17 protein-coding genes are annotated in these 20,885 nt (G+C 64.7%); 12 read left to right on the forward strand and 5 right to left on the reverse strand.

The window, feature by feature from the left end; genetic code table 11:
• The first annotated feature begins 137 nt into the window (after positions 1–137).
• From AC1ECK_RS35675 to AC1ECK_RS35685, 3 genes are all read left to right on the forward strand, one after another.
• The gene (locus tag AC1ECK_RS35675) at positions 138–2,573 is read left to right on the forward strand and encodes a 3-hydroxyacyl-CoA dehydrogenase/enoyl-CoA hydratase family protein (protein ID WP_480327828.1); all 2,436 of its coding nucleotides are present in this window, start codon (positions 138–140) and stop codon (positions 2,571–2,573) included.
• A gap of 87 nt (positions 2,574–2,660) precedes the next feature.
• Positions 2,661–3,860, forward strand: a complete 1,200-nt coding sequence (locus AC1ECK_RS35680; protein WP_480327830.1) for an acetyl-CoA C-acyltransferase — start codon at positions 2,661–2,663, stop codon at positions 3,858–3,860.
• Positions 3,861–3,978: 118 nt separating this feature from the next.
• The gene (locus AC1ECK_RS35685) at positions 3,979–4,749 is read left to right on the forward strand and encodes an enoyl-CoA hydratase (RefSeq protein WP_480327910.1); all 771 of its coding nucleotides are present in this window, start codon (positions 3,979–3,981) and stop codon (positions 4,747–4,749) included.
• Between the two features lie 37 nt (positions 4,750–4,786).
• On the opposite strand, the gene fdhD is transcribed toward AC1ECK_RS35685, so the two are convergent.
• Positions 4,787–5,617, reverse strand: a complete 831-nt coding sequence (fdhD, locus tag AC1ECK_RS35690; RefSeq protein WP_480327832.1) for a formate dehydrogenase accessory sulfurtransferase FdhD — start codon at positions 5,615–5,617, stop codon at positions 4,787–4,789.
• A 146-nt stretch (positions 5,618–5,763) separates the two neighbouring features.
• Here fdhD and AC1ECK_RS35695 point away from each other — a divergent pair, with 146 nt between their 5' ends.
• From AC1ECK_RS35695 to AC1ECK_RS35720, 6 genes are all read left to right on the forward strand, one after another.
• Positions 5,764–6,240 (forward strand): nitrate reductase associated protein, encoded by a 477-nt coding sequence (locus AC1ECK_RS35695; RefSeq protein WP_480327834.1) that lies wholly within the window; start codon positions 5,764–5,766, stop codon positions 6,238–6,240.
• 219 nt (positions 6,241–6,459) lie between these two features.
• Positions 6,460–9,564, forward strand: coding sequence for a sensor domain-containing protein (locus AC1ECK_RS35700; RefSeq protein WP_480327836.1), 3,105 nt, complete (start codon positions 6,460–6,462; stop codon positions 9,562–9,564).
• Positions 9,565–9,675: 111 nt separating this feature from the next.
• Entirely contained in the window at positions 9,676–10,266 is a 591-nt protein-coding gene (locus AC1ECK_RS35705; RefSeq protein ID WP_480327838.1) for a helix-turn-helix domain-containing protein, read from the forward strand.
• Positions 10,263–10,790, forward strand: a complete 528-nt coding sequence (locus tag AC1ECK_RS35710) for an N-acetyltransferase family protein (protein WP_480327840.1) — start codon at positions 10,263–10,265, stop codon at positions 10,788–10,790. The genes AC1ECK_RS35705 and AC1ECK_RS35710 overlap by 4 nt, the downstream gene beginning before the upstream one ends.
• Positions 10,791–10,845: 55 nt before the next feature.
• A complete protein-coding gene (locus tag AC1ECK_RS35715; RefSeq protein ID WP_480327842.1) occupies positions 10,846–11,112 on the forward strand; it encodes a hypothetical protein in 267 nt (88 codons plus the stop codon).
• Positions 11,109–11,675, forward strand: a complete 567-nt coding sequence (locus AC1ECK_RS35720) for a GNAT family N-acetyltransferase (protein WP_480327844.1) — start codon at positions 11,109–11,111, stop codon at positions 11,673–11,675. Before AC1ECK_RS35715 ends, AC1ECK_RS35720 begins: the two co-directional genes overlap by 4 nt.
• A gap of 83 nt (positions 11,676–11,758) precedes the next feature.
• Here the strand turns inward: AC1ECK_RS35720 and AC1ECK_RS35725 are convergent, their stop codons facing one another.
• Both AC1ECK_RS35725 and AC1ECK_RS35730 read right to left on the reverse strand, forming a co-directional pair.
• Positions 11,759–12,265, reverse strand: coding sequence for a cupin domain-containing protein (locus AC1ECK_RS35725; protein ID WP_480327846.1), 507 nt, complete (start codon positions 12,263–12,265; stop codon positions 11,759–11,761).
• A 188-nt stretch (positions 12,266–12,453) separates the two neighbouring features.
• Positions 12,454–12,849, reverse strand: a complete 396-nt coding sequence (locus tag AC1ECK_RS35730) for an acyl-CoA thioesterase (RefSeq protein WP_480327848.1) — start codon at positions 12,847–12,849, stop codon at positions 12,454–12,456.
• Between the two features lie 234 nt (positions 12,850–13,083).
• Between AC1ECK_RS35730 and AC1ECK_RS35735 the strand changes: the two genes are divergently transcribed.
• A complete protein-coding gene (locus AC1ECK_RS35735) occupies positions 13,084–14,976 on the forward strand; it encodes an ABCB family ABC transporter ATP-binding protein/permease (protein ID WP_480327850.1) in 1,893 nt (630 codons plus the stop codon).
• Positions 14,977–15,019: 43 nt separating this feature from the next.
• On the opposite strand, the gene murU is transcribed toward AC1ECK_RS35735, so the two are convergent.
• Positions 15,020–15,754 (reverse strand): N-acetylmuramate alpha-1-phosphate uridylyltransferase MurU, encoded by a 735-nt coding sequence (gene murU, locus AC1ECK_RS35740; protein ID WP_480327852.1) that lies wholly within the window; start codon positions 15,752–15,754, stop codon positions 15,020–15,022.
• A gap of 16 nt (positions 15,755–15,770) precedes the next feature.
• Entirely contained in the window at positions 15,771–16,829 is a 1,059-nt protein-coding gene (locus AC1ECK_RS35745; RefSeq protein WP_480327854.1) for an aminoglycoside phosphotransferase family protein, read from the reverse strand.
• Between the two features lie 225 nt (positions 16,830–17,054).
• Here AC1ECK_RS35745 and AC1ECK_RS35750 point away from each other — a divergent pair, with 225 nt between their 5' ends.
• Together AC1ECK_RS35750 and AC1ECK_RS35755 are read left to right on the forward strand one after the other, a co-directional pair.
• A complete protein-coding gene (locus AC1ECK_RS35750; RefSeq protein WP_480327856.1) occupies positions 17,055–19,421 on the forward strand; it encodes an LPS-assembly protein LptD in 2,367 nt (788 codons plus the stop codon).
• Positions 19,422–19,486: 65 nt separating this feature from the next.
• Entirely contained in the window at positions 19,487–20,884 is a 1,398-nt protein-coding gene (locus AC1ECK_RS35755) for a peptidylprolyl isomerase (protein ID WP_480327858.1), read from the forward strand.
• Position 20,885: the final 1 nt, after the last annotated feature.

Here is a 20,885-nt window from a genome sequence, read left to right on the forward strand (position 1 = left end):
CCCCCCCCCCCCCCCCCCCCCCCCCCCCCCCCCCCCCCCCCCCCCCCCCCCCCCCCCCCCCCCGCCAGCCAGACATTGCGAAACCCGCGCGCAACCGAAAATTCCGCGACACCGCATAACTCCCCCGGAGGAACGACGTGAGCAATCTGATCATTCGCAAGGTAGCCGTGCTCGGCGCCGGCGTGATGGGCGCGCAGATCGCCGCGCACCTGATCAACGCCAAGGTGCCTGTGCTGCTGTTCGACCTGCCCGCAAAGGAAGGCCCGAAGAACGCGATCGCGCTGAAGGCGATCGAGAACCTGAAGAAGCTGTCGCCGGCGCCGTTTGGCGTGAAGGACGACGCGCAATACATCCAGCCCGCCAACTACGACGACGACATCGAGAAGCTCACCGAGTGCGACCTCGTGATCGAAGCGATCGCCGAACGCATGGACTGGAAGCACGACCTGTACAAGAAGGTCTCGCCGCATATCGCCGCGAACGCGATCTTCGCGACCAACACCTCGGGCCTGTCGATCACCGAACTGTCGGAAGGCTTCTCGGATGAACTGAAAGCGCGTTTCTGCGGCGTGCACTTCTTCAATCCGCCGCGCTACATGCACCTCGTCGAGCTGATTCCGACCGCGACGACGCGTCCGGAAATTCTCGACCAGCTCGAATCGTTCCTGACGAGCGTGGTCGGCAAGGGCGTCGTGCGCGCCAAAGACACGCCGAACTTCATCGCCAACCGCGTCGGGATTTTCTCGATCCTCGCGGTCATCACCGAAGCGGCGAAGTTCGGTCTGCGCTTCGACGAAGTGGACGATCTGACCGGCTCGCGCCTGGGCCGCGCCAAGTCGGCCACGTTCCGCACCGCCGACGTGGTCGGTCTCGATACGATGGCGCACGTCATCAAGACCATGCAGGACAACCTGAAGGACGATCCGTTCTTCCCGGTCTACGAAACGCCGGCCGTGCTGGCCGAACTCGTGAAGAAGGGCGCGCTCGGTCAGAAGACCGGTGGCGGCTTCTACAGGAAGGAAGGCAAGGCGATCAAGGTGCTCGACCCGAAGACGGGCGAGTACGTCGACGGCGGCGCGAAGGCCGACGAACTGGTGGGCCGCATTCTCAAGCGTCCGCCGGCGGAGCGTCTGAAGCTGCTGCGCGAGTCGCAACATCCGCAAGCGCAGTTCCTGTGGTCGATCTTCCGCGACGTGTTCCATTACATCGGCGTGCATCTGGAATCGATCGCGGACAACGCGCGTGACGTCGATCTGGCCATCCGCTGGGGCTTCGGCTGGAACGAAGGTCCGTTCGAAGGCTGGCAGACGGCCGGCTGGAAGCAGATCGCCGAGTGGGTTCAGGAAGACATCGCGGCCGGCAAGGCGCTGTCGAACGCACCGCTGCCGTCGTGGGTGCTGGAAGGTCCGGTGGCCGACAAGGGCGGCGTTCACACCAACGAAGGTTCGTGGTCGCCGGCTTCGAAGTCGTTCGTGCCGCGCTCGTCGCTCTCCGTCTACGAAAAGCAGGTGTTCCGCGCGCCGCTCGTCGGCGAGACGGGCGCCGATCCGAAGACCTACGGCAAGACGCTGTTCGAAACCGACGCGGTTCGCGCATGGGTCGACGACCGTGCCGGCGAGAACGATGTACTGATCGTCTCGTTCAAGAGCAAGATGAACACGATCGGACCGGCGGTGATCGACGGCCTCACGCAAGCGATTGAGCTGGCGGAAAAGGAATACAAGGGCCTCGTGGTGTGGCAGCCCACCTCGCTGAAGCTCGGTACGCCGGGTGGTCCGTTCTCCGCCGGTGCGAACCTCGAAGAAGCCATGCCCGCCTTCATGATGGGCGGCGCGAAGGGCATCGAGCCGTTCGTGAAGAAATTCCAGCAAGGCATGTTGCGCGTGAAGTACGCGAACGTGCCGGTCGTATCGGCTATCTCGGGCATCGCGCTCGGCGGTGGTTGCGAACTGGTGCTGCATAGCGCGAAGCGCGTGGCGCACATCGAGAGCTATCTCGGTCTGGTGGAAGTCGGCGTGGGCCTCGTGCCCGCGGGCGGCGGCCTGAAGGAAGCGGCGCTGCGCGCAGCGGAAGCGGCGACGCAAGCCGGCGCGACCAACGACCTGCTGAAGTTCGTGCAGAAGTCGTTCGAAAACGCCGCGATGGCGAAGGTCTCGGCTTCCGCACTCGACGCCCGCACGATGGGCTACCTGAAGCCGTCCGACACGATCGTCTTCAACGTGTTCGAACTGCTCGACGTGGCGAAGAAAGAAGCGCGTGCGCTGGCCGCCGCGGGCTACCGTCCGCCGCTGCGCGTGACGCAGGTACCGGTGGCGGGCCGTTCGGCGATTGCGACCATCAAGGCGTCGCTCGTCAACATGCGCGATGGCCGTTTCATCAGCGAGCACGACTATCTGATCGCCGGCCGTATCGCCGAGGCGGTGTGCGGTGGCGACGTCGAAGCGGGCAGCCTCGTGGACGAAGAATGGCTGCTGCAACTCGAACGCCGTGCGTTCGTCGACCTGCTCGGGACGCAAAAGACGCAGGAACGGATCATGGGCATGCTGCAAACCGGCAAGCCGGTGCGTAACTAAAGCGCGACGAGCGACGGACCGCAACAAGACTGCATGGGACGGGAGTAGGCGCTAAAGCGCCAACTCCCGTCGACAAAGGAGCTTTAAATGACAAAGCAATTGCAAGACGCATACATCGTCGCCGCGAGCCGTACGCCGATCGGCAAGGCGCCGCGCGGGATGTTCAGGAACACCCGCCCCGACGAACTGCTGGTGCACGCGATCAGGTCGGCCGTGGCGCAAGTGCCCGGTCTCGATACGAAGGTGATCGAAGACGCCATCATCGGCTGCGCGATTCCGGAAGCGGAACAAGGCCTGAACGTGGCGCGCATGGGCGCGCTGCTGGCGGGTCTGCCGAACACGGTGGGCGGCGTCACGGTGAACCGCTTCTGCGCCTCGGGTCTGACGGCGCTGGCGATGGCGGCCGACCGCATTCGCGTCGGCGAATCCGACGCGATGATCGCAGGCGGCTGCGAATCGATGAGCATGGTGCCGATGATGGGCAACAAGCCGTCGATGTCGCCGCACATCTTCGATCGCAGCGAAGACTTCGGCATCGCGTACGGCATGGGCCTGACGGCCGAGAAGGTCGCCGAGCGCTGGAAGATCAGCCGCGAAGCGCAAGACCAGTTCTCGGTCGAGTCGCACCGCCGCGCGATCGCCGCACAGCAAGCCGGTGAGTTCAACGACGAAATCGCTGCCTACACGATTACCGAGCGTTTCCCCGATCTCGCCAGCGGCGAAGTGAAGGTGAAGACGCGCGAAGTGGCGCTCGATGAAGGTCCGCGTGCGGATACGTCGCTGGAAGGTCTGGCCAGGCTGCGTACCGTGTTTGCCAACAAGGGTTCGGTGACGGCCGGCAACAGCTCGCAGACATCGGACGGCGCGGGCGCGCTGATCGTGGTCTCGGAAAAGATGTTGAAGGAATTCAACCTCACGCCGCTCGCGCGTTTCGTCAGCTTTGCGGTGCGTGGCGTGCCGCCGGAAATCATGGGCATCGGTCCGAAGGAAGCGATCCCGGCCGCGCTGAAAGCCGCCGGCCTGAAGATCGACGACCTCGACTGGATCGAGCTGAACGAAGCGTTTGCTGCGCAGTCGCTGGCGGTGATCCAGGACCTGGGTCTGGACCCGTCGAAGATCAACCCGCTCGGCGGCGCGATCGCCCTGGGACACCCGCTCGGCGCAACCGGCGCGATCCGTGCGTCGACCGTGGTGCACGGCCTGCGCCGTCGCAACTACAAGTACGGCATGGTGACCATGTGCGTCGGCACGGGCATGGGCGCCGCGGGTATTATCGAGCGCCTGTAAGCGTGTACGCACGGGCCACTTGAAACCCCGGAACGGTTCGCAGGCTGAACGGCTTGCGAACCGTTTTTCCATTCAGCCGCAACCGGCATCGAGCGGCACCGAGCGGGACTATAAGGAGATGACGATGGACATTCTGGTCGAGCGCGCCAACGGCGTACTGACGATTGCCTTTAACCGGCCGGACAAGAAGAACGCAATTACGGCCGCCATGTATCAGACGATGGCCGATGCGCTGGTTCAGGCACAGGGCGATGCGTCGGTGCGCGCCATCCTGTTTCGCGGCAGCGTGGGCATTTTCAGTGCCGGCAACGATCTGGAGGACTTCATGAAGGCGCCGCCGGTGGGCGAAAACGCCCCGGTGTTCCAGTTCCTGCGCGCGATCAGCTCGGCGGAGAAGCCGGTGGCGGCGTCGGTGGCGGGCGCGGCGGTGGGGATCGGCACGACCCTGTTGCTGCATTGCGACCTGGTCTATGCCGCCGAAACGGCGACTTTCTCGTTGCCGTTCACGCAGCTCGGACTGTGCCCGGAAGCGGCTTCGAGCCTGCTGTTGCAGCGCGTGGCCGGCTATCAGGGCGCGGCGGAAAAGCTGTTGCTGGGTGAAGCGTTCGACGCGCGTGAAGCGCATCGTATGGGCTTCGTGAACCGCCTGCTGCCGGCTGCTGAAGTCGACGCATTCGCGCTCGGGCAAGCAGCGAAGCTGGCGGCGCTGCCGGCTTCATCGCTGCGCGTCACCAAGTCGCTGATGAAGCGCGCGAGCCACCACGAACTGCAAACGCAGATGACCGACGAAGCGCTGCACTTCAGCAAGATGCTGCTTGCGCCGGAAGCACGCGAAGCATTCAAGGCGTTCTTCGAGAAGCGCAAGCCGGATTTCCGGCAGTTCGACTGAGCCTGCTGGCGCGGTACGTGCGGTCAGCGGTGAGCGGTTACGTCGGCGCCAACGTGTCGTAGTCGACGTAACCCGCCTCGCGGCAGAAGCTCACCAGCCGCACACCGGCTTGGCGCGCAATCGCAATCGCCAGCGAGGACGGCGCCGAAATGGTCGCCACCATCGGCACGTCGACGCGCGCCGCCTTGCGCACCAGTTCGTAGCTCGCGCGGCTCGACAGGAACACGAAGCCGTCCTTCGTATCGGCGCGGTCGAGCACCAGTTGGCCGATCAGTTTGTCCAGCGCGTTATGGCGGCCCACGTCCTCGAAGGCGAGCCGGATCGCCCCTGACGCATCGCACCATGCCGCCGCGTGCAGGCCGCCCGTCAGCCGGGTCAGCGCTTGGTGCCCGGGTAGTTCGCGCGCCGCGCGGGCAATCGCGTCCGGTGCGAGCCGTTGCAGGAAACCGGTATCGGGCACGCGCTCCGGCTTCAGATCCAGCAAATCGATGCTTTCGATGCCGCACACGCCGCAACCGGTCCGGCCGGCGAGCGCGCGGCGCTTTTCCTTCAGCGCGACAAACGCCTGTTGCACCACTTGCAATTGCACTTCGGCATGCGGCAATTCGCCGTCATGCAGTTCGACCTCGATGTCCTGAATATCGCTGCCGCGCGCCACGATCCCTTCCGAAATCGCAAAACCGACCGCGAATGCTTCAAGGTCGCGCGGCGTGCACATCATCACGGCGTGCGAAATGCCGTTGAAGACGAGCGCCACCGGCCACTCCTGACCGACGTGGTCAGTGACCGTCTCCACCTGGCCACCGCGATGCCGCCGCACCTGGCGCTCCACGGCGCCCGGCTGGCCGGCTGTTTCCAGTTCGTTCAAAACCCTGACTCCTTGACCGATAAGGCTCGACCGGCAGCGCTTCCGGGGCCCGAGCCCGTCCAGGCCCGGCCGCCGCTGCCCGAATAAGGTTCTAAAATACCCCAAGCGGGCGTTGCGTGTTGCCCGTCACCAACGAGGACACTGTCATGGGACTCAACGAAGCGCCGCTCCTGTTCAAATTCGAAGTCGAGTCTTCGGAGGATCTGACCTACATTCCGATGTCGGTACGCTTCAATCTCGACCGCTTCGGACTGCGCATTTCGCTCGCGCAATGGCAGATCCTGCCGCACGAGGATCGCAAGCTGCTGGCGCGTTTTCCGGTCGAGGAGGACGCCAGCATCGAACCGAACTTCGATCACGCGCTGTTCGAAATGCTGCGCACGCACGCCAATGTCGAGCCGGAATGGTTCACCCCGGAAGAAGTCCCGCCGTGGCGCCGCACCGATGCGATACCGGACGGCGTCCTGCACCAGGCGGAGCTCGCGAGTCTGCGCGCCCCGAGCACCGACGAGTGGGCCACGCTCGAGCCGTTCAAGCGCTACGTGCTTGCCAAGCTGTCGCGCAAGCTGGAAGGCAACCACGACTTCGTGCCCGCCATGAAGGAATTCGGGCTCGCCGGGTAAGGGTGGCCGGGCAGGTCCTCGCAGGTACGTGGCGCAGCCTCGGCCGCGTGAGAATATTTTCACATTCAACCCTTAATCTATTCCGACCGTTGCCGTTATCCATGGGTTGGCGCGTAAAAGCCCCCGCAGATGCAAGAAGATGCCGAAGTTGCACGGCGCATCCAAAGCGGACGACACCCGGCGCACTCCCGCCTGCAGAACGACTGACGTTCGGAACCCATGACTCCTTTCCTATCGAGGCGGCTGCTGATCAATCTGGCAGTGGTCGCCGCGGCGGTTGGCGCGAACGCGTTCGTCGCCTATACGCAGATCTGCGTTCAGCGCGACGCGGACGTGCGCACCCTGCGTTCGACCGATGTCCGGCAGAATCTCGACGCCTACCGGACGACGCTCGACGACGGCCTCGCCGCGCTGGGGCGCTTCGAGGCGACTGGGCGGCCGGAGGCGGCTGACGCTGCGCCGGCGATGGCGGCGTCCCTCGCCGGCCTGGAGCTGACGCTGGCCGCCGAGCTTGCCGACGAGCCGGCCATGGCGGCCGCACTGGCCAAGCTGAGCAGCGCCGGCCAGGCGCTGCAACACGACATCGCGGTGGCGCTGGCGCGGGCTCAGGCGAGCAGCCCGGACGAATCGCGCGCCTGGGCGGCCTCGGCCTATACGCGGCTCGGCACGCAACTGGACCAGGTGGAGACGGCGCTGGCGGGGCTGCGGCAGCAGGAGGACCGCGCGCTGCAGGCATCGCTCGCGGAGTCGGCCCGGCAGACCCAGCACGCGATGCTGCTGCTGATCGTCACGATGCTGGCGGGCAGCTCGCTCCTGATCTACACCTTCGGCGCCCGCGAGAGCGCCGCGCGCGAACGGCTGCGCGTCGCCAAGGCCTTGCGCCGCAACGACGAGCGCTTTCGCGGCCTGTTCGACACCCATCCGGTGCCGATGTACATCTTCGATCGCGAGACGCTGCGTTTCCTCGCGGTCAATGCCGCGGCCATGCAGCAATACGGCTATACGGAGAGCGAGTTCCTCGCCATGACGATTCGTGCGATCCGGCCCACCGGCGAGGTCGGCCGCCTCGAATCGCATCTGCTGCGCAGCGAAGGCGGTTCGCAGCAGGGCCGCACCATGGCGGGCGTGTGGCATCACCGGCGCAAGGACGGCTCGACCATCAGCGCGGATATTTCGTATCACTCGCTGACCTACATGGGCCGCCCCGCGATCTTCGTGCTGGCCGACGACGTGACCGAGCAGATCAACGCGGAGGCCGAAGCCCAGCGCTCGAACCAGATGCTCGAGACGGTGATCGACAATATCCCGCAGCGGATTTTCTGGAAGGATCAGGAGTCGCGCTACCTCGGCTGCAATATGGCGTTTGCGCGGGACGCCGGGCTCGCGTATCCGGAACAGGTGGTGGGCAAGACCGACTACGATCTGCCGTGGCGCGCGCTTGCCGAGCAGGTCCGCGCGCACGATGCCGAGGTGGTGAAAACAGGTGTGCCGAAGATGAGTTTCGAAGTCGATCTCCTGATCGACGGCGTGCACCGCACCACCGTGACGAGCAAGCTGCCGTTCACCGATAGCGACGGGCGGGTGATCGGCGTGCTCGGCTCGTACACCGACATCACCGAGCGCAAGCGCGCCGACCTCGCGTTGCGCCTGCAAAGCCGCGCGCTCGATGCGAGTGTCAACGCGATCCTGATCACCGGGCCGACCAGTGCCGGCAATCTGATCGAGTATGTGAACCCGGCCTTCAAGCGCATCACCGGCTACGATCCGGCGGAAGTGATCGGCCTGGACTGCCGCCTGCTGCAACGCGACGACCGCGACCAGGAAGGGATCGCCTCGATCCGCCAGGCGCTCGCCGCCAATCGCGAAGTCAGTGCGGTGCTGCGCAACTACCGCAAGGACGGCGCGCTGTTCTGGAACCAGCTCTTTATCGCGCCGGTGCCGAATCCGGACGGCGAGACGACCCACCATATCGGCGTCATCAACGACGTCACCGACCTGATCCGCTATCAGGAGCAGCTCGAGTATCAGGCCAACTACGACAGCCTGACCCGGCTACCGAATCGCAACCTGCTGCGCGACCGGCTGCAGCATGCCTTGATCGTGGCGCAGCGCCACCACAAAGGCGTGGCGGTGGTGTTCATCGATCTGGACGGCTTCAAGAACGTCAACGACAGCCTCGGCCATAGCGTCGGCGACCGCCTGCTGAGCGTGGTCGCCGAGCGGCTCGCGCGCTGCGCGCGGGCAAGCGACACGGTGGCGCGTCACGGCGGCGACGAGTTCGTGATCGTGATGACCGATACGGTCGACGAGCAGTCGCTGATTGCGTGGATGGAACGGGTGCGCGCTTCGATCTCCGAGCCGGTATGGCTCGACGGCACCGAACTGTACGTGGGCTGCAGCATGGGGGCGAGCCTGTTCCCGCAGGACGGCGACGATACCGAAACGCTAATGAAAAAGGCCGACCTCGCCATGTATCGCGCGAAGGACATGGGCCGCAACACCTTCCAGTTCTACCAGCCCGAGATGAACGCGAGCGCCGGTGCGCGGCTGAGTCTCGAACGCCGTCTGCGGCGCGCCCTGCGCGACAACGAGTTCCTGCTGCATTACCAGCCGCAGGTGGATATCGTGAGCGGGCAGGTCGTCGGCATGGAGGCGCTGGTACGCTGGCAGGATCCGGAAGTGGGCCTGATTCCGCCGTCGTCGTTTATTCCGGTGGCGGAGGAGTGCGGCTTGATCGGGCCGCTGTCGGAATGGGTGCTGCGCGAGGCGTGCCGGCAAAACAAGGCCTGGCAAGACGAGGGCTTGCCGCCGGCGCGCGTCTCGGTGAACCTCTCGGCGCGGCAGTTCCAGCAGCACGATATTGCCAGGGTCGTCACCGAGGTGCTGGAGGAGACCGGGCTCGAGCCACGCTACCTCGAACTCGAACTGACCGAAAGCACCATCATGCGCAATGCCGAAGAGGCGGTGACGATGCTCAATGCGCTGCACGCGCTCGGCATCGGGCTTGCCATCGACGACTTCGGCACCGGGTATTCGAGCCTGAGCTATCTGAAGCGCTTCCCGGTCGACCGTTTGAAGATCGACCGCTCGTTTGTCTCGGACATCGGCACCTCGGGCGACGACGAAACGATCACCTCGGCCATCATCGCGCTCGCGCATTCGCTGAACCTGCAGGTGATCGCCGAAGGCGTCGAGACCTCGGAACAGCTCGATTTTCTCAAAGAGCGCTCCTGCGACGAGATGCAAGGCTTCTTCTTCTCCAGGCCGATGCCGCGCGACGCGATTCCCGGCTTGCTGCAGGGCGGCGCGGCGGTTTTGGCGTAGGCGTAAGCGGCCGCCGCGCGTCCGGGAGGAGTTCATGACGCTCAGCGGCGGCTTCCGCTGTCGCCAGAAAAATCTAGTTTGCTAGAATTATTTTCTATTAAACTAGATGATATGGACATCAACAATCGAATTGCCAGCCGCGTGCGCGAGCTGCGCGACGCCCAGGGTTTTTCGCTCGATGCGCTCGCCGAACGCAGCGGCGTGAGCCGCTCCACGATTTCGCTGATCGAGCGCGGCCAGAGCAGCCCGACGGCCACCGTGCTCGACAAGCTCGCCACGGCGCTCTCCGTCACGCTCGCCTCGCTGTTCGAAGACAGCGCCGGTTCGGCCGCCGAGCCTTCGCCGCTGGCGCGCGCCGCCGACCAGCCGGTATGGACCGATCCGACTTCGGGCTACATCCGCCGCAACCTGTCGCCTGCCGCACGCTCGCCGATCCAGTTGGTGGAGGTTCATTTTCCGGCCGGCCAGCGGGTCGCTTACGACACCAGTGCACGCGACGTTGAGGTTCATCAGCAGGTCTGGGTGATCGAAGGCGTGATGGAGCTGACGGTCGGCGACGTGCAGTGGCGTCTGGAAACCGGCGACTGTCTCTCGATGCGTCTCGATTGTCCGATGGTGTTTCGTAACCCCACGCGCGAGCCGGCCCGCTATCTGGTGGCGCTAACCAGCATGAGCTTCATGCCGGCAAGGAGAAATGGATGAACCAGGAGGCGAACGTAAGACGGATCGGCGCGAACGAGGCGGCGGTCTGCGTGGACGCGTTGGCTGATGTGCTGATCGATTGCGTCGAAGGCGGCGCGTCGGTGAGCTTCATGCTGCCGCTTGGGCGCGAGAAGGCGCTGGCGTTCTGGCGCGGCGTCGCCGAAGGCGTGGCGCGCAACGAGCGGGCGCTGCTGATCGCGGAGAACCGTGACGGCGAGATACTCGGTACCGTGCAGTTGGTGCTGGCGCAGCCCGACAATCAGCCGCATCGTGCCGACGTCGCCAAGATGCTGGTGTGCCGCAAGGCACGGCGCCAGGGTATCGCGCAGCGGCTGATGGCGGCGGTCGAAGTGGCGGCGCGTGAGGAAGGCAAGAGCGTGCTGGTGCTCGATACTGTCACCGGCGGCGCCGCCGAGCGTTTGTACGAGCGGGCCGGCTGGCAGCGCGTGGGCTCAGTGCCGAAGTACGCGTTGATGCCGGATGGCGAATTTTGCGCGACGACGTTTTATTATCGGCACTTGTGAACAATTGCAAGCGGGCGCGTTGCCAGTGACGGCGCGGCCTGCAGGAGCCTGATCGATGAAACATGCTGGAGCGGTGGCCCTCGACACGCTCGCCGTTCTGATCGGCGCGATCCGCGCGCGCGGGGAACTCAAGGAGCCGCGCCCCGGCGTGTTCTATCGCAAAGGGAAAGCGTTTCTGCATTTTCATGAGGATCCGGCAGGCCTCTTCGCCGACCTGCGGGTGAGTACGGAATGGGAGCGCTTTCGCGTCTCCGAACCCGCCGAACGCGCAACGTTTCTCGCATTTCTCGATCGCAGCCTGAGCGGAGAAACCACCAATTGAACCCACCCGAGTTTCCCGCCGATGGCCTCATGACCGAGCGTGTGCGGCTGTGCACCGTCGCCCGTACGGATGCCGAAGCATTGCTCGCGTTCCAGATCGAAAATCGCGCCCACCTGCAACCATGGGAACCGCTGCGCGTGCCCGAGTTCTTCACCTTGCCGGCAGTCGAGCAACGCGTTGCGCTGATGGAGCAGCAGATGGCCGACGGCGTCGCGCTGCACCTGCTGCTGCGTGGCCGGATCACCGGCGCGGTGTTGGGTGAGTGCAACTTCACAAACATTGTCCGTGGTCCCTTTCAGGCCTGCTTTCTGGGGTTTTCCATCGGCAGCCGCTACGAAGGGCGCGGCCTGATGAGCGAAGCGCTCAGCGCCGCCATCGAGCATGTGTTCAACCAGTACCGGCTGCACCGGATCATGGCCAATCATCGTCCGGAGAACCTGCGCAGCGGCAAGCTGCTGGCGAAGCTCGGTTTCGAACGCGAGGGTCTCGCCCGCGCCTACCTGAAGATCAACGGGGAGTGGGCCGATCACGTGCTGACTTCACGCATCAACCCACGCGTTTGAGTCTGACGCCGCGTGCCGGCGCGGCAGATGCATGAGTTTCAGGCATCAGGCAGGAGCATCGGGCAGCATGAGTCGGACGCGTTTCAGGTCGGCCCGGTCGTGTCCACGTTATCCCAGTACTCCATGCGCGCGGACTTCCGGTAACTCTCGCCGGTCAGCTTGACGCTTACGCGGCCCGAATCGGGAAATACCGCGACATCGTGCGCCTGCGGATTGCCGAACACCAGATACCGGCACGGCTGCGCGGTGTGATTGAAGAGCGCATGGCCGACTGCCTGGGCGGCCGGAAAGCAGACGTATTGCCCTGCGGACATGACGTGTGCCTGCGCACCCAGGCGCAGCGTCAGACTGCCTTCGAGGATCATCACGTGCTCCTCTTCGAGCAGGTGATAGTGGAACTGGTTGGCCTGCTTGCCCGGCGGCAGCGTCTCCATCGAGACGCTCAATTGCGAGCCGCCGCCGAACGAGCTGAGGTGCTGGAAGCTCATGCCGAAGCGCTCGCCGTGCTCGAACACTTCGAGCGGCACGTCGCTGATGTCGAACGGCTCGAACACACCGTCCGCGTTCGCGGAAGAAGATTTCTGATTCAACGCCACACTCCCATTCTGGATGCACAGGTCGAGCGCGCACGATGGGGGCGTGCGTGGCCGCCCGGCGCGATGGCGTCGATTTTCGCGCATTCTGGAGATTCGCGTTGGCGCGGCGCGGGCGCGGCGTTCCGGCTTGCCGTTGCGGAATCGCCGCGCCACCGGCGATGAAAAATCGCCGCCCGCCTAGGTTAATCGAGTGCGGGCAGGGCGCGCGGACGGCGGTCGCTGTCGGTGGCGACATAGGTCAGCGTCGCTTCGGTCACCTTGACGACGTCTTCGTTGAGACTCATCCGCTGTGCGTAGACGGTCACTTCGACGGTGACCGAGGTATTGCCGGTCTTGACGATATCCGCGTAAAAGCTCAGCAGATCGCCGACGAACACCGGCTGCTTGAACACGAACGAGTTGACCGCGATGGTCGCGACCCGGCCGTTGGCGCGGCGGCTCGCGGGAATCGAGCCGGCAATATCGACCTGCGCCATGATCCAGCCGCCGAAGACGTCGCCGTGGACGTTGGCATCCGACGGTTGCGGCACGACGCGCAGCGCACACGATTTTTGCGGGAGTTGAAGTTGCTCGGTCATCGGGGCACCCATGAGAACGGATTGGCTCGGCTGGCAGGCGGGTTCTTCACGACAACATTACGACCGGCAAGCGGCCAGCCCATGAAAAGCGGCGCCAGCCGGCTTCTGCGACAATAGAAAGATCAGGAATTGTACGGGAAAGCGCCCAGCCGGGTCGCGCGCCAAAAAGTCTGCTGTAAGCGGCGCGCGCGGCTGTTGCCTCTGTCTGTTCCAGCCCACCTCCAGCCGATCCCCATGCGCCGCTATTCCGCCCCCTCCGAACCCTCGCCGATCTCGACCCAGCCGCGCAACGACTGGCAGACGATCGTTTCGTTGCTGCCGTACCTGGCGACCTATAAGGGCCGGGTCCTGCTGGCGCTGGCCTGTCTGATCGGCGCGAAGGTCGCCAATCTGGGCGTGCCGATCGTCATGAAACGGATCGTCGACAGTCTCGCTTCGGTACGGCATCTGACGGCGCTCGGCCGCGCCGATCACGCGCCGGCTATCGTGCTGCTCGGCGGTGTCGGCCTGCTGGTGGTCGCCTATGCGGTGGTGCGGCTGTCCACTTCGCTGTTCACCGAGCTGCGCGAAATTCTCTTTTCGAAAGTCACGCAAAGCGCAGTGCGTCAGCTTGCGCTCAAGGTGTTCCGCCATCTGCACGGGCTGTCGCTGCGCTTTCACCTCGAACGACAAACGGGCGGCATGTCGCGCGACATCGAACGCGGCACACGCGGCATTACGCAGCTCATTTCATATTCGCTCTACAGCATCCTGCCCACGCTGGTCGAAGTGGGCCTCGTGCTTGGCTTCTTCGTCGTCAAATACGAGGCGTATTACGCGGTCGTCACCTTCGTGGCGCTGGCGGTCTACATCACCTTCACGGTGAAGATGACCGAGTGGCGCACGCATTTTCGCCGCACCATGAACGATCTCGATTCGCGCGCCAACTCGCGGGCGATCGATTCGCTGCTCAACTATGAGACGGTCAAGTATTTCGGCAACGAGGAATGGGAAGCGCAGCGCTATGACGAGAACCTGCAGCGCTACCGCGCGGCGGCGATCAAGTCGCAGAACTCGTTGTCGGTGCTGAACTTCGGCCAGCAGGCGATTATCGGCACGGGGCTGGTCTTCATCCTGTGGCGCGCGACCGAGGGCGTGATGGCGGGCAAGCTCACGCTCGGCGATCTGGTGCTGATCAACACCTTTATGTTGCAGCTCTACATTCCGCTGAACTTCCTCGGCGTGGTGTACCGTGAACTGAAGCAGAGTCTCACCGACATGGACCGCATGTTCACGCTGCTCGGTGCGCCGCAGGAAGTGCCCGATGTACCCGGCGCGCAGGAACTCGCGGTGCGCGGCGCGCAAGTGCGCTTCGAGCATGTCAACTTTGCCTATGAGCCCGCGCGGCAGATCCTGCAGGACGTGAGCTTCACGATCCCGGCCGGCACGACCACGGCGGTGGTCGGTCACAGCGGCTCCGGCAAGTCGACACTCGCGCGCCTGATGTTTCGCTTCTACGACCTGGACCGGGCGACAGGCGGCGCGATCACGATCGACGGCCAGGATATCCGCGACGTGACGCAGGACTCATTGCGGGCCTCGATCGGCATCGTGCCGCAGGATACGGTGCTGTTCAACGACTCGATCTATTACAACATCGCCTATGGCCGGCCGAGCGCGACGCGCGACGAGGTGATCGCGGCGGCGCGGGCCGCGCATATCCACGATTTCATCGAAGGCCTGCCGAACGGTTACGAGACGGCGGTGGGCGAGCGTGGGCTGAAACTGTCGGGCGGCGAGAAGCAACGCGTGGCGATTGCCCGCACGATCCTGAAGAATCCGCCGATCCTGCTGTTCGACGAAGCGACCTCCGCCCTCGATTCGCGTTCCGAGCGCGCGATCCAGCACGAACTCGATCAGATCGCCCGTGAGCGGACCACGCTGATCATCGCGCACCGGCTGTCGACGGTGGTGCACGCGCAGCAGATCATCGTGATGGACAAGGGGCGCATCGTCGAGCGCGGCACATATGCGGAGTTGCTGGAGGCCGGCGGCCTGTTTGCGCAGATGTGGGCGCTGCAGCAGCGCGCGGCGGCGCAGGCCGAGGCCGCGCCGGACGTGGTGGCGGCGGGCGAGGCGGGGCGCTAGGGTCAGCGCAAGCCCGTTGTTAGCGTCAACAGACCCTGGGCTCTTACTGTTTCTGCTGCGCAGTGGTGGCCGCGCGCCGTACCCGCTCGTCCAGCTCCTGCAACTGTTCAGGCGTGCCGACGTTGTCCCAGGCGCCTTCATACAACTCGCCGGTGGCGAGGCCGCGTGCGATGGTCTCCCGATAGTACGGTGTCAGCGCGCGCCGCGTGCCGCGAGGCAAAGTGCGGAACATGCGCGTGTCGTACAACGCAATGCTGCCGAAGGTGAGCCGCGGCTGCGCATCGCTCGACACGATCCCGTCGACGAGGCCGAAATCGCCGGCCGGATGAAACGGCGGATTCGGCACCATCACCAGATGCATGCCCGGATCGGCCTGCGCGGCGAGCCGCCCGGCGTGCGCATGCAAGCGCGAGTAATCGAAATCGGAGTAGACGTCTCCGGCCACGCCAACAAAGATCTCGCTTGCCGCGCCGTCTTCCAGCAGCGGCAGCGCCTGCGCGATACCGCCGGCTGTCTCGAGCGCTTCCTGCTCGGGCGAATAGCGCAATTGCACGCCCCAGCGCGAACCGTCGCCCAGCGCCGCTTCGATGCGCTCGCCGAGCCACGCATGGTTGATCACGATGGTCCGCAAACCGGCGTGCGCGAGCCGCTCGATCTGCCGGACAATCAGCGGCTTGCCGCCCGCTTCGAGCAGCGGCTTCGGAGTATGGTCCGTCAACGGACGCATCCGTTCGCCGCGCCCGGCGGCAAAAATCATTGCTTTGGTCAGCATTGTCATGGTGCGTGCGCCGGGCTCAGAAGGTGTAGCCGACTTCGGCGGCACGGCCTTCCAGCTCGTCGAGCAGCTTCGCGAACGGCGCCAGCGGCCGGTAACGCTCGGCCACCTTGCGCGCATAGCCGATAAAGCGCGGCAGGTCCTTCATGTAATGCGGCTTGTGGTCCCGGTAGTTGATCCGGCAGAAGAGGCCCAGCACCTTGATATGCCGCTGCAGGCCCATCCATTCGAGTTGCCGGTAGAACTCGCCGAAATCGGCATCGACCGGCAGGCCGGCCTTTTTCGCCCGCTCCCAGTAGTACACGAAGCAGTCGAGCTCGAACTCCTCGTCCCAGCTCAGGAACGCGTCGCGCAACAGCGAGGCGACGTCATAGGTGATCGGCCCGTAGACCGCGTCCTGGAAGTCGAGCACGCCCGGGTTGGCCGGATTGGGCGCGGGCATCACCATCAGGTTGCGCGGCATGAAATCGCGCAGCATGAACACTTGTGGCTGCGCCTGGGCGCTGGCGATCAGCAACGCAAAAGTGCGATCGAGCAGCCCGCGGGTCTTCTCGTCGACTTCGCGGCCCAGATGCCGGCCGATGAACCACTCCGGCATCAGCTCCATTTCGCGGCGCAGGAAGGCTTCGTCGAACGGCGGCAGTACGCCGGGCTGCGAGGCAAGCTGCCAGCGGATCAGCGCGTCGAGCGCGTCGCGCATCAACGGGCGGGCGTTGTCCGGGCTCAGCGCGCCGAGGTAGACGTTGGTGCCCAGATCGGTGACGAGCATGAAGCCGGCTTCGAAATCGACCTCCAGCACCCGCGGGACGTTCACGCCGGCCGCGCTCAGCAACTGGGCCACCTGCACAAATTCGCGGCACTTTTCCGGCGGCGGGGCATCGACGGCGATCAGTGTCGTGCCGGTAGCGTCTTCCGTTTCCTTACCCGTGAGGCGGAAATAGCGGCGGAAACTGGCGTCGCTGGAGGCGGGCACCAGCGTTGTCAGGTCGAGCGCGTAACGGTTCGCGTGGCTTTGCAGCCAGGCGGTGAGCAGTGGCAGGCGGGTGTCGGGGGAGTGGGAGGCAGGGGGCAGCGTCATGAAAACCGGAAGGCAAATTCAGGGGGGCAACGTCTTGCCATATAATACCCCACGACTTTTTTGACGCGGCTCACGCTGGCTTTCGCTCATTCCGCCTTACCGCCTGCCTCATCGTTCGACCGGTTGTAATTTGACTGATGGGTAGCCGACCATCACGGCCGGGCTGCTCAGGCGGAGGATTGTGATTGCAGAAGCCGGCGGCCGGGCCGATTCGCCAAACGATACATGCCGCCTAGACAGCTTTCCCAAACGACCCCCTCTCGTGGCGGCGTGCCCCGCCGAAGGCGGCTCGTCGCGGCGTTGCTTGCCGTGCCGGGCCTGATGCCCGCGCTTTCGCACGCCCAGTTGTCGGGCGACGCTGCGCAGCCGCAGCCAATCGATGCGCCGTGGGGCATGCGGCTTGCCCCGCAGCTCGAAGAGCACCCGCTGAGCCCGGACCAGCGGCCGGCGACCTTCGTGCTCGGCGACTACACGAGCGGCACCTCGGACCAGGATCTGGCCGCCAAGGGTTCCGCCGAAGTGCGCCGTCCGACCTTCACGCTCAAGGCCGATGCGCTGCACTACGATCAAGACACCGACATGGCCGACGCGTACGGCAAGGTGCACGTGATCAACAGCGGCGCGACCTTCGTGGGGCCGGAAGCGCACATGCAGGTCGATTCGAGCGAGGGCTACATGACCTCGCCGAAGTATCACTTCAACGTCACGGGCGGCTCGGGCAGCGCGGAGCGTGTCGACATGCTCGACAACGAGCGCTCGGTCTTCTCGCAAGGCACCTACACGGCGTGCCAGTGCGAGAGCCATCCGGCGTGGTACATCCGCGGCAGCGAATTCGATTTCGATACCGGCGCCGACGAAGGCGTGGCGCACAACGCCGTGCTGTTTTTCCAGGGCTTACCGATCTTCGGTTCGCCGTGGCTGTCGTTCCCGTTGTCCGGCGACCGGCGCAGCGGCTTCCTGCCGCCCACCTTCTCGCTCGGCTCGACCAACGGGTTCGAAATCAACCTGCCGTATTACTTCAACATCGCGCCGAACCGCGACCTGTTGCTGACGCCGAACCTGATCTCGAAGCGTGGTCTCGAGCTGAACGAGTCGTTCCGCTATCTGTCGGCGAACTACTCCGGCACGATCAGCGGCACGTTCCTGCCGGACGACGCGATTACGAAGACCAACCGTTACGCGCTGTTCATCCAGCACAACCAGAACTTCGGTAACGGTTTCGGCGGCTACATCTACTACAACAAGGTCTCGGACAACACGTTCCCGGAAGATCTCGGCTCGGTGTCCAGCCAGATCCTCAACGGTACGCAGTTGCTGTACCAGCAGGAAGCCGGGCTGACGTACAACAACGGTCCGTGGTCGGTGCTCGCGCGCGAGCAGAACTGGCAGACGCTCTACCCGTCGGTGGCGCCTTATGGGCGTGAACCCGAACTGAACGTCAAGTACACCCAGTACAACGTCGGCGGCTTCGATTACGGCGCGACCGGGGACTTCTCGCGCTTCCGCATCACGACCGCGGATTCGACCGAAGGCGACCGGATCACCTTCGACCCGTACGTGTCGTATTCGGTGGTCGGTCCGGGGTACTTCGTGACGCCGAAGGTGCAGTGGCACTTCGCGTCGTACGACCTGAGCAATATCGGCAGCGGCGCGCCGGCTGGCCAGCCGAAGAACTTCACCGAGCAGGTTCCGACCTTCTCGTTCGATACCGGCCTGATTTTCGAGCGCTCGGTACGGCTCTTCGGTCAGGACTACATTCAGACCCTCGAACCGCGGCTCTACTACGTCTATACGCCGTACCACAACCAGACCTTCGCGCCGCTGTTCGACACGGCTGACGCGGACTTCGGGCTGGCGGAAATCTTTACGCCGAATACGTTCGTCGGCGACGACCGGATCGCCGATGCGAACCGTCTGACGGCTGCCGTCACCACGCGCTTCATCAATCCGGCAACGGGGGATGAGCGCGCGCGCTTCGTGCTGGCGCAGCAGTACTACTTCCAGGATCAGCGCGTCACGCTGCTGCCGACGCAGACGCCCGCGCAGGCCACTCATTCGGACCTGATTGCCGGCGCGTCGTTGAAGCTCGGGGCGGGTTTCGCGTCGGAAACCGCGGTCCAATATAATGCGGATAACAACCGGCTTACCCAGAGCAGCATCGGCTTCGGTTTCAGCCCGGAATCGGGCAAGGTGATCAACCTCGCCTATCGGTACACGCGTGCCGATACGACGCTGGACAATACGCCGGTCAACCAGATCACCATTTCGGCACAGTGGCCGCTGACGCACCACGTGTATAGTGTGGCGCGCCTGAACTACGATCTGCAGGGGCACGCGCTTGTCGATAGCCTGATCGGCCTGCAGTACGATGCGGATTGCTGGGTGCTGGGCGTCGGCGTGCAGCGCTATGCGGACGGCGTCAACAGCCAGAGTAAGCCGACTCAGGGCACGCGGTTGCTGGCGCAAATCACGTTCAAGGGCTTGTCGAGCGTCGACAATGGCTTGATCGCCGCATTCCGCTCGGGCGTGCCGGGCTATACGCCGCTGCCGCCGTCTCCGGCGCCGGAGGCGCGTTTTACCAATTACGACTGACGTGTGAGAGCGTCTATAAAATGCGCAAAGACGGGCGGGGCGTGCCCGACATCATTGGAGTATCTGTGGGAATCATGAAAAAGCTTCGCTTGGTATCGCTTGCGGCCGGTCTGGCCGCCGCGGCCTCTTTCCTGTCGGTCGCGCCGGCACAGGCGCAGGATCTGCCCAATGCGGGCGCGCGGCAGGCACAGGCCGCCGCCAACAACGGCCAGACGGTCGACACGATCGCCGCCGTGGTCAACGACGGCGTGATCACGCAGCGCGAGCTCGACGAGCGCGTCGGCCTGATCGCGCATCGTCTGCAGCAGCAAAACGCGCCGCTTCCGCCGACCGACCAGTTGCGTCAGCAGGTGCTGAACCAGATGGTGCTGGAGCGCATCCAGTTGCAGCGCGCCAAGGAAGACGGTATTACCGTCGACGACGCCGCCGTGCAAAAGACCCTCGAACGGCTCGCCGCGGCCAACAATCTGACGCTCGACGTGTACCGTTCGAAGATCGAGGCACAGGGCGTGCCCTGGTCCACCTTCACGCGCGACGCCCGCACGGAGCTGACCCTGTCGCGTCTGCGCGAAAAGGAAGTGGATAGCAAGGTGACGGTAACGGACGCCGAAGTGGCGAACTACATCGCCAGCCAGCGTGGACCGAACGTCGGCCTGACGAGCGATCTGCACCTCGAGCATATTCTCGTCAAGGTGCCGGCCAACGCGGCGCAGAACGACATCGTGGCGGCCGAGCAGAAGGCCCAGGCCATCCTGCAGCAGGCCACCTCCGGCGACACGAAGTTCGAGAAGCTCGCCAAGGCCGATTCGCAAGCGGCGGATGCTTCGAAGGGCGGCGACATGGGCTTTCAGGCCATGTCGCAACTGCCGCCCGAGTTCGTGAAAGCGGCTTCGACGCTGCGTCCGGGCGCGGTGAATCCGGATCTGATCCGCACCGCGGACGGCTTCGAGATCATGCGTCTGGTTGAGCGCCGCGCCGCTCAGGGCGCCGCGAGCTCCGATTCGACCCACCTGACGCAAACTCACGTGCGCCACATCCTGCTGCGCGTCGGCGAGGGCATGTCGGAGCCGGCGGCGCGTCAGAAGCTGCTCGAAATCAAACGTGAAATCTCTGAAGGCGGCGACTTCGCCAAGTTCGCTCACACCTACTCGCAGGACGGTTCGGCATCGCAAGGTGGCGACCTCGGCTGGATCAGCCCGGGCGAGACCGTGCCGGAATTCGAGCGCGCCATGAACAGCCTGCAGGATGGTCAGATCAGCGAACCGGTGCGCAGCGAATACGGCTACCACCTGATCCAGGTGCTGGGCCGCCGCGAGGCGGAAGGGTCAGTGGCGCAGCAGATGGATCTGGCGCGTCAGGCGATCGGCCAGCGCAAGGCGGAGCAGGCCTACGCAGACTGGCTGCGCGAATTGCGCGACACGGCCTATGTCGATGTGAAGATCGGCAAGCCGAACCTGCAATAAA

It is taken from the genome of Paraburkholderia sp. SSBN10T (assembly GCF_056619545.1).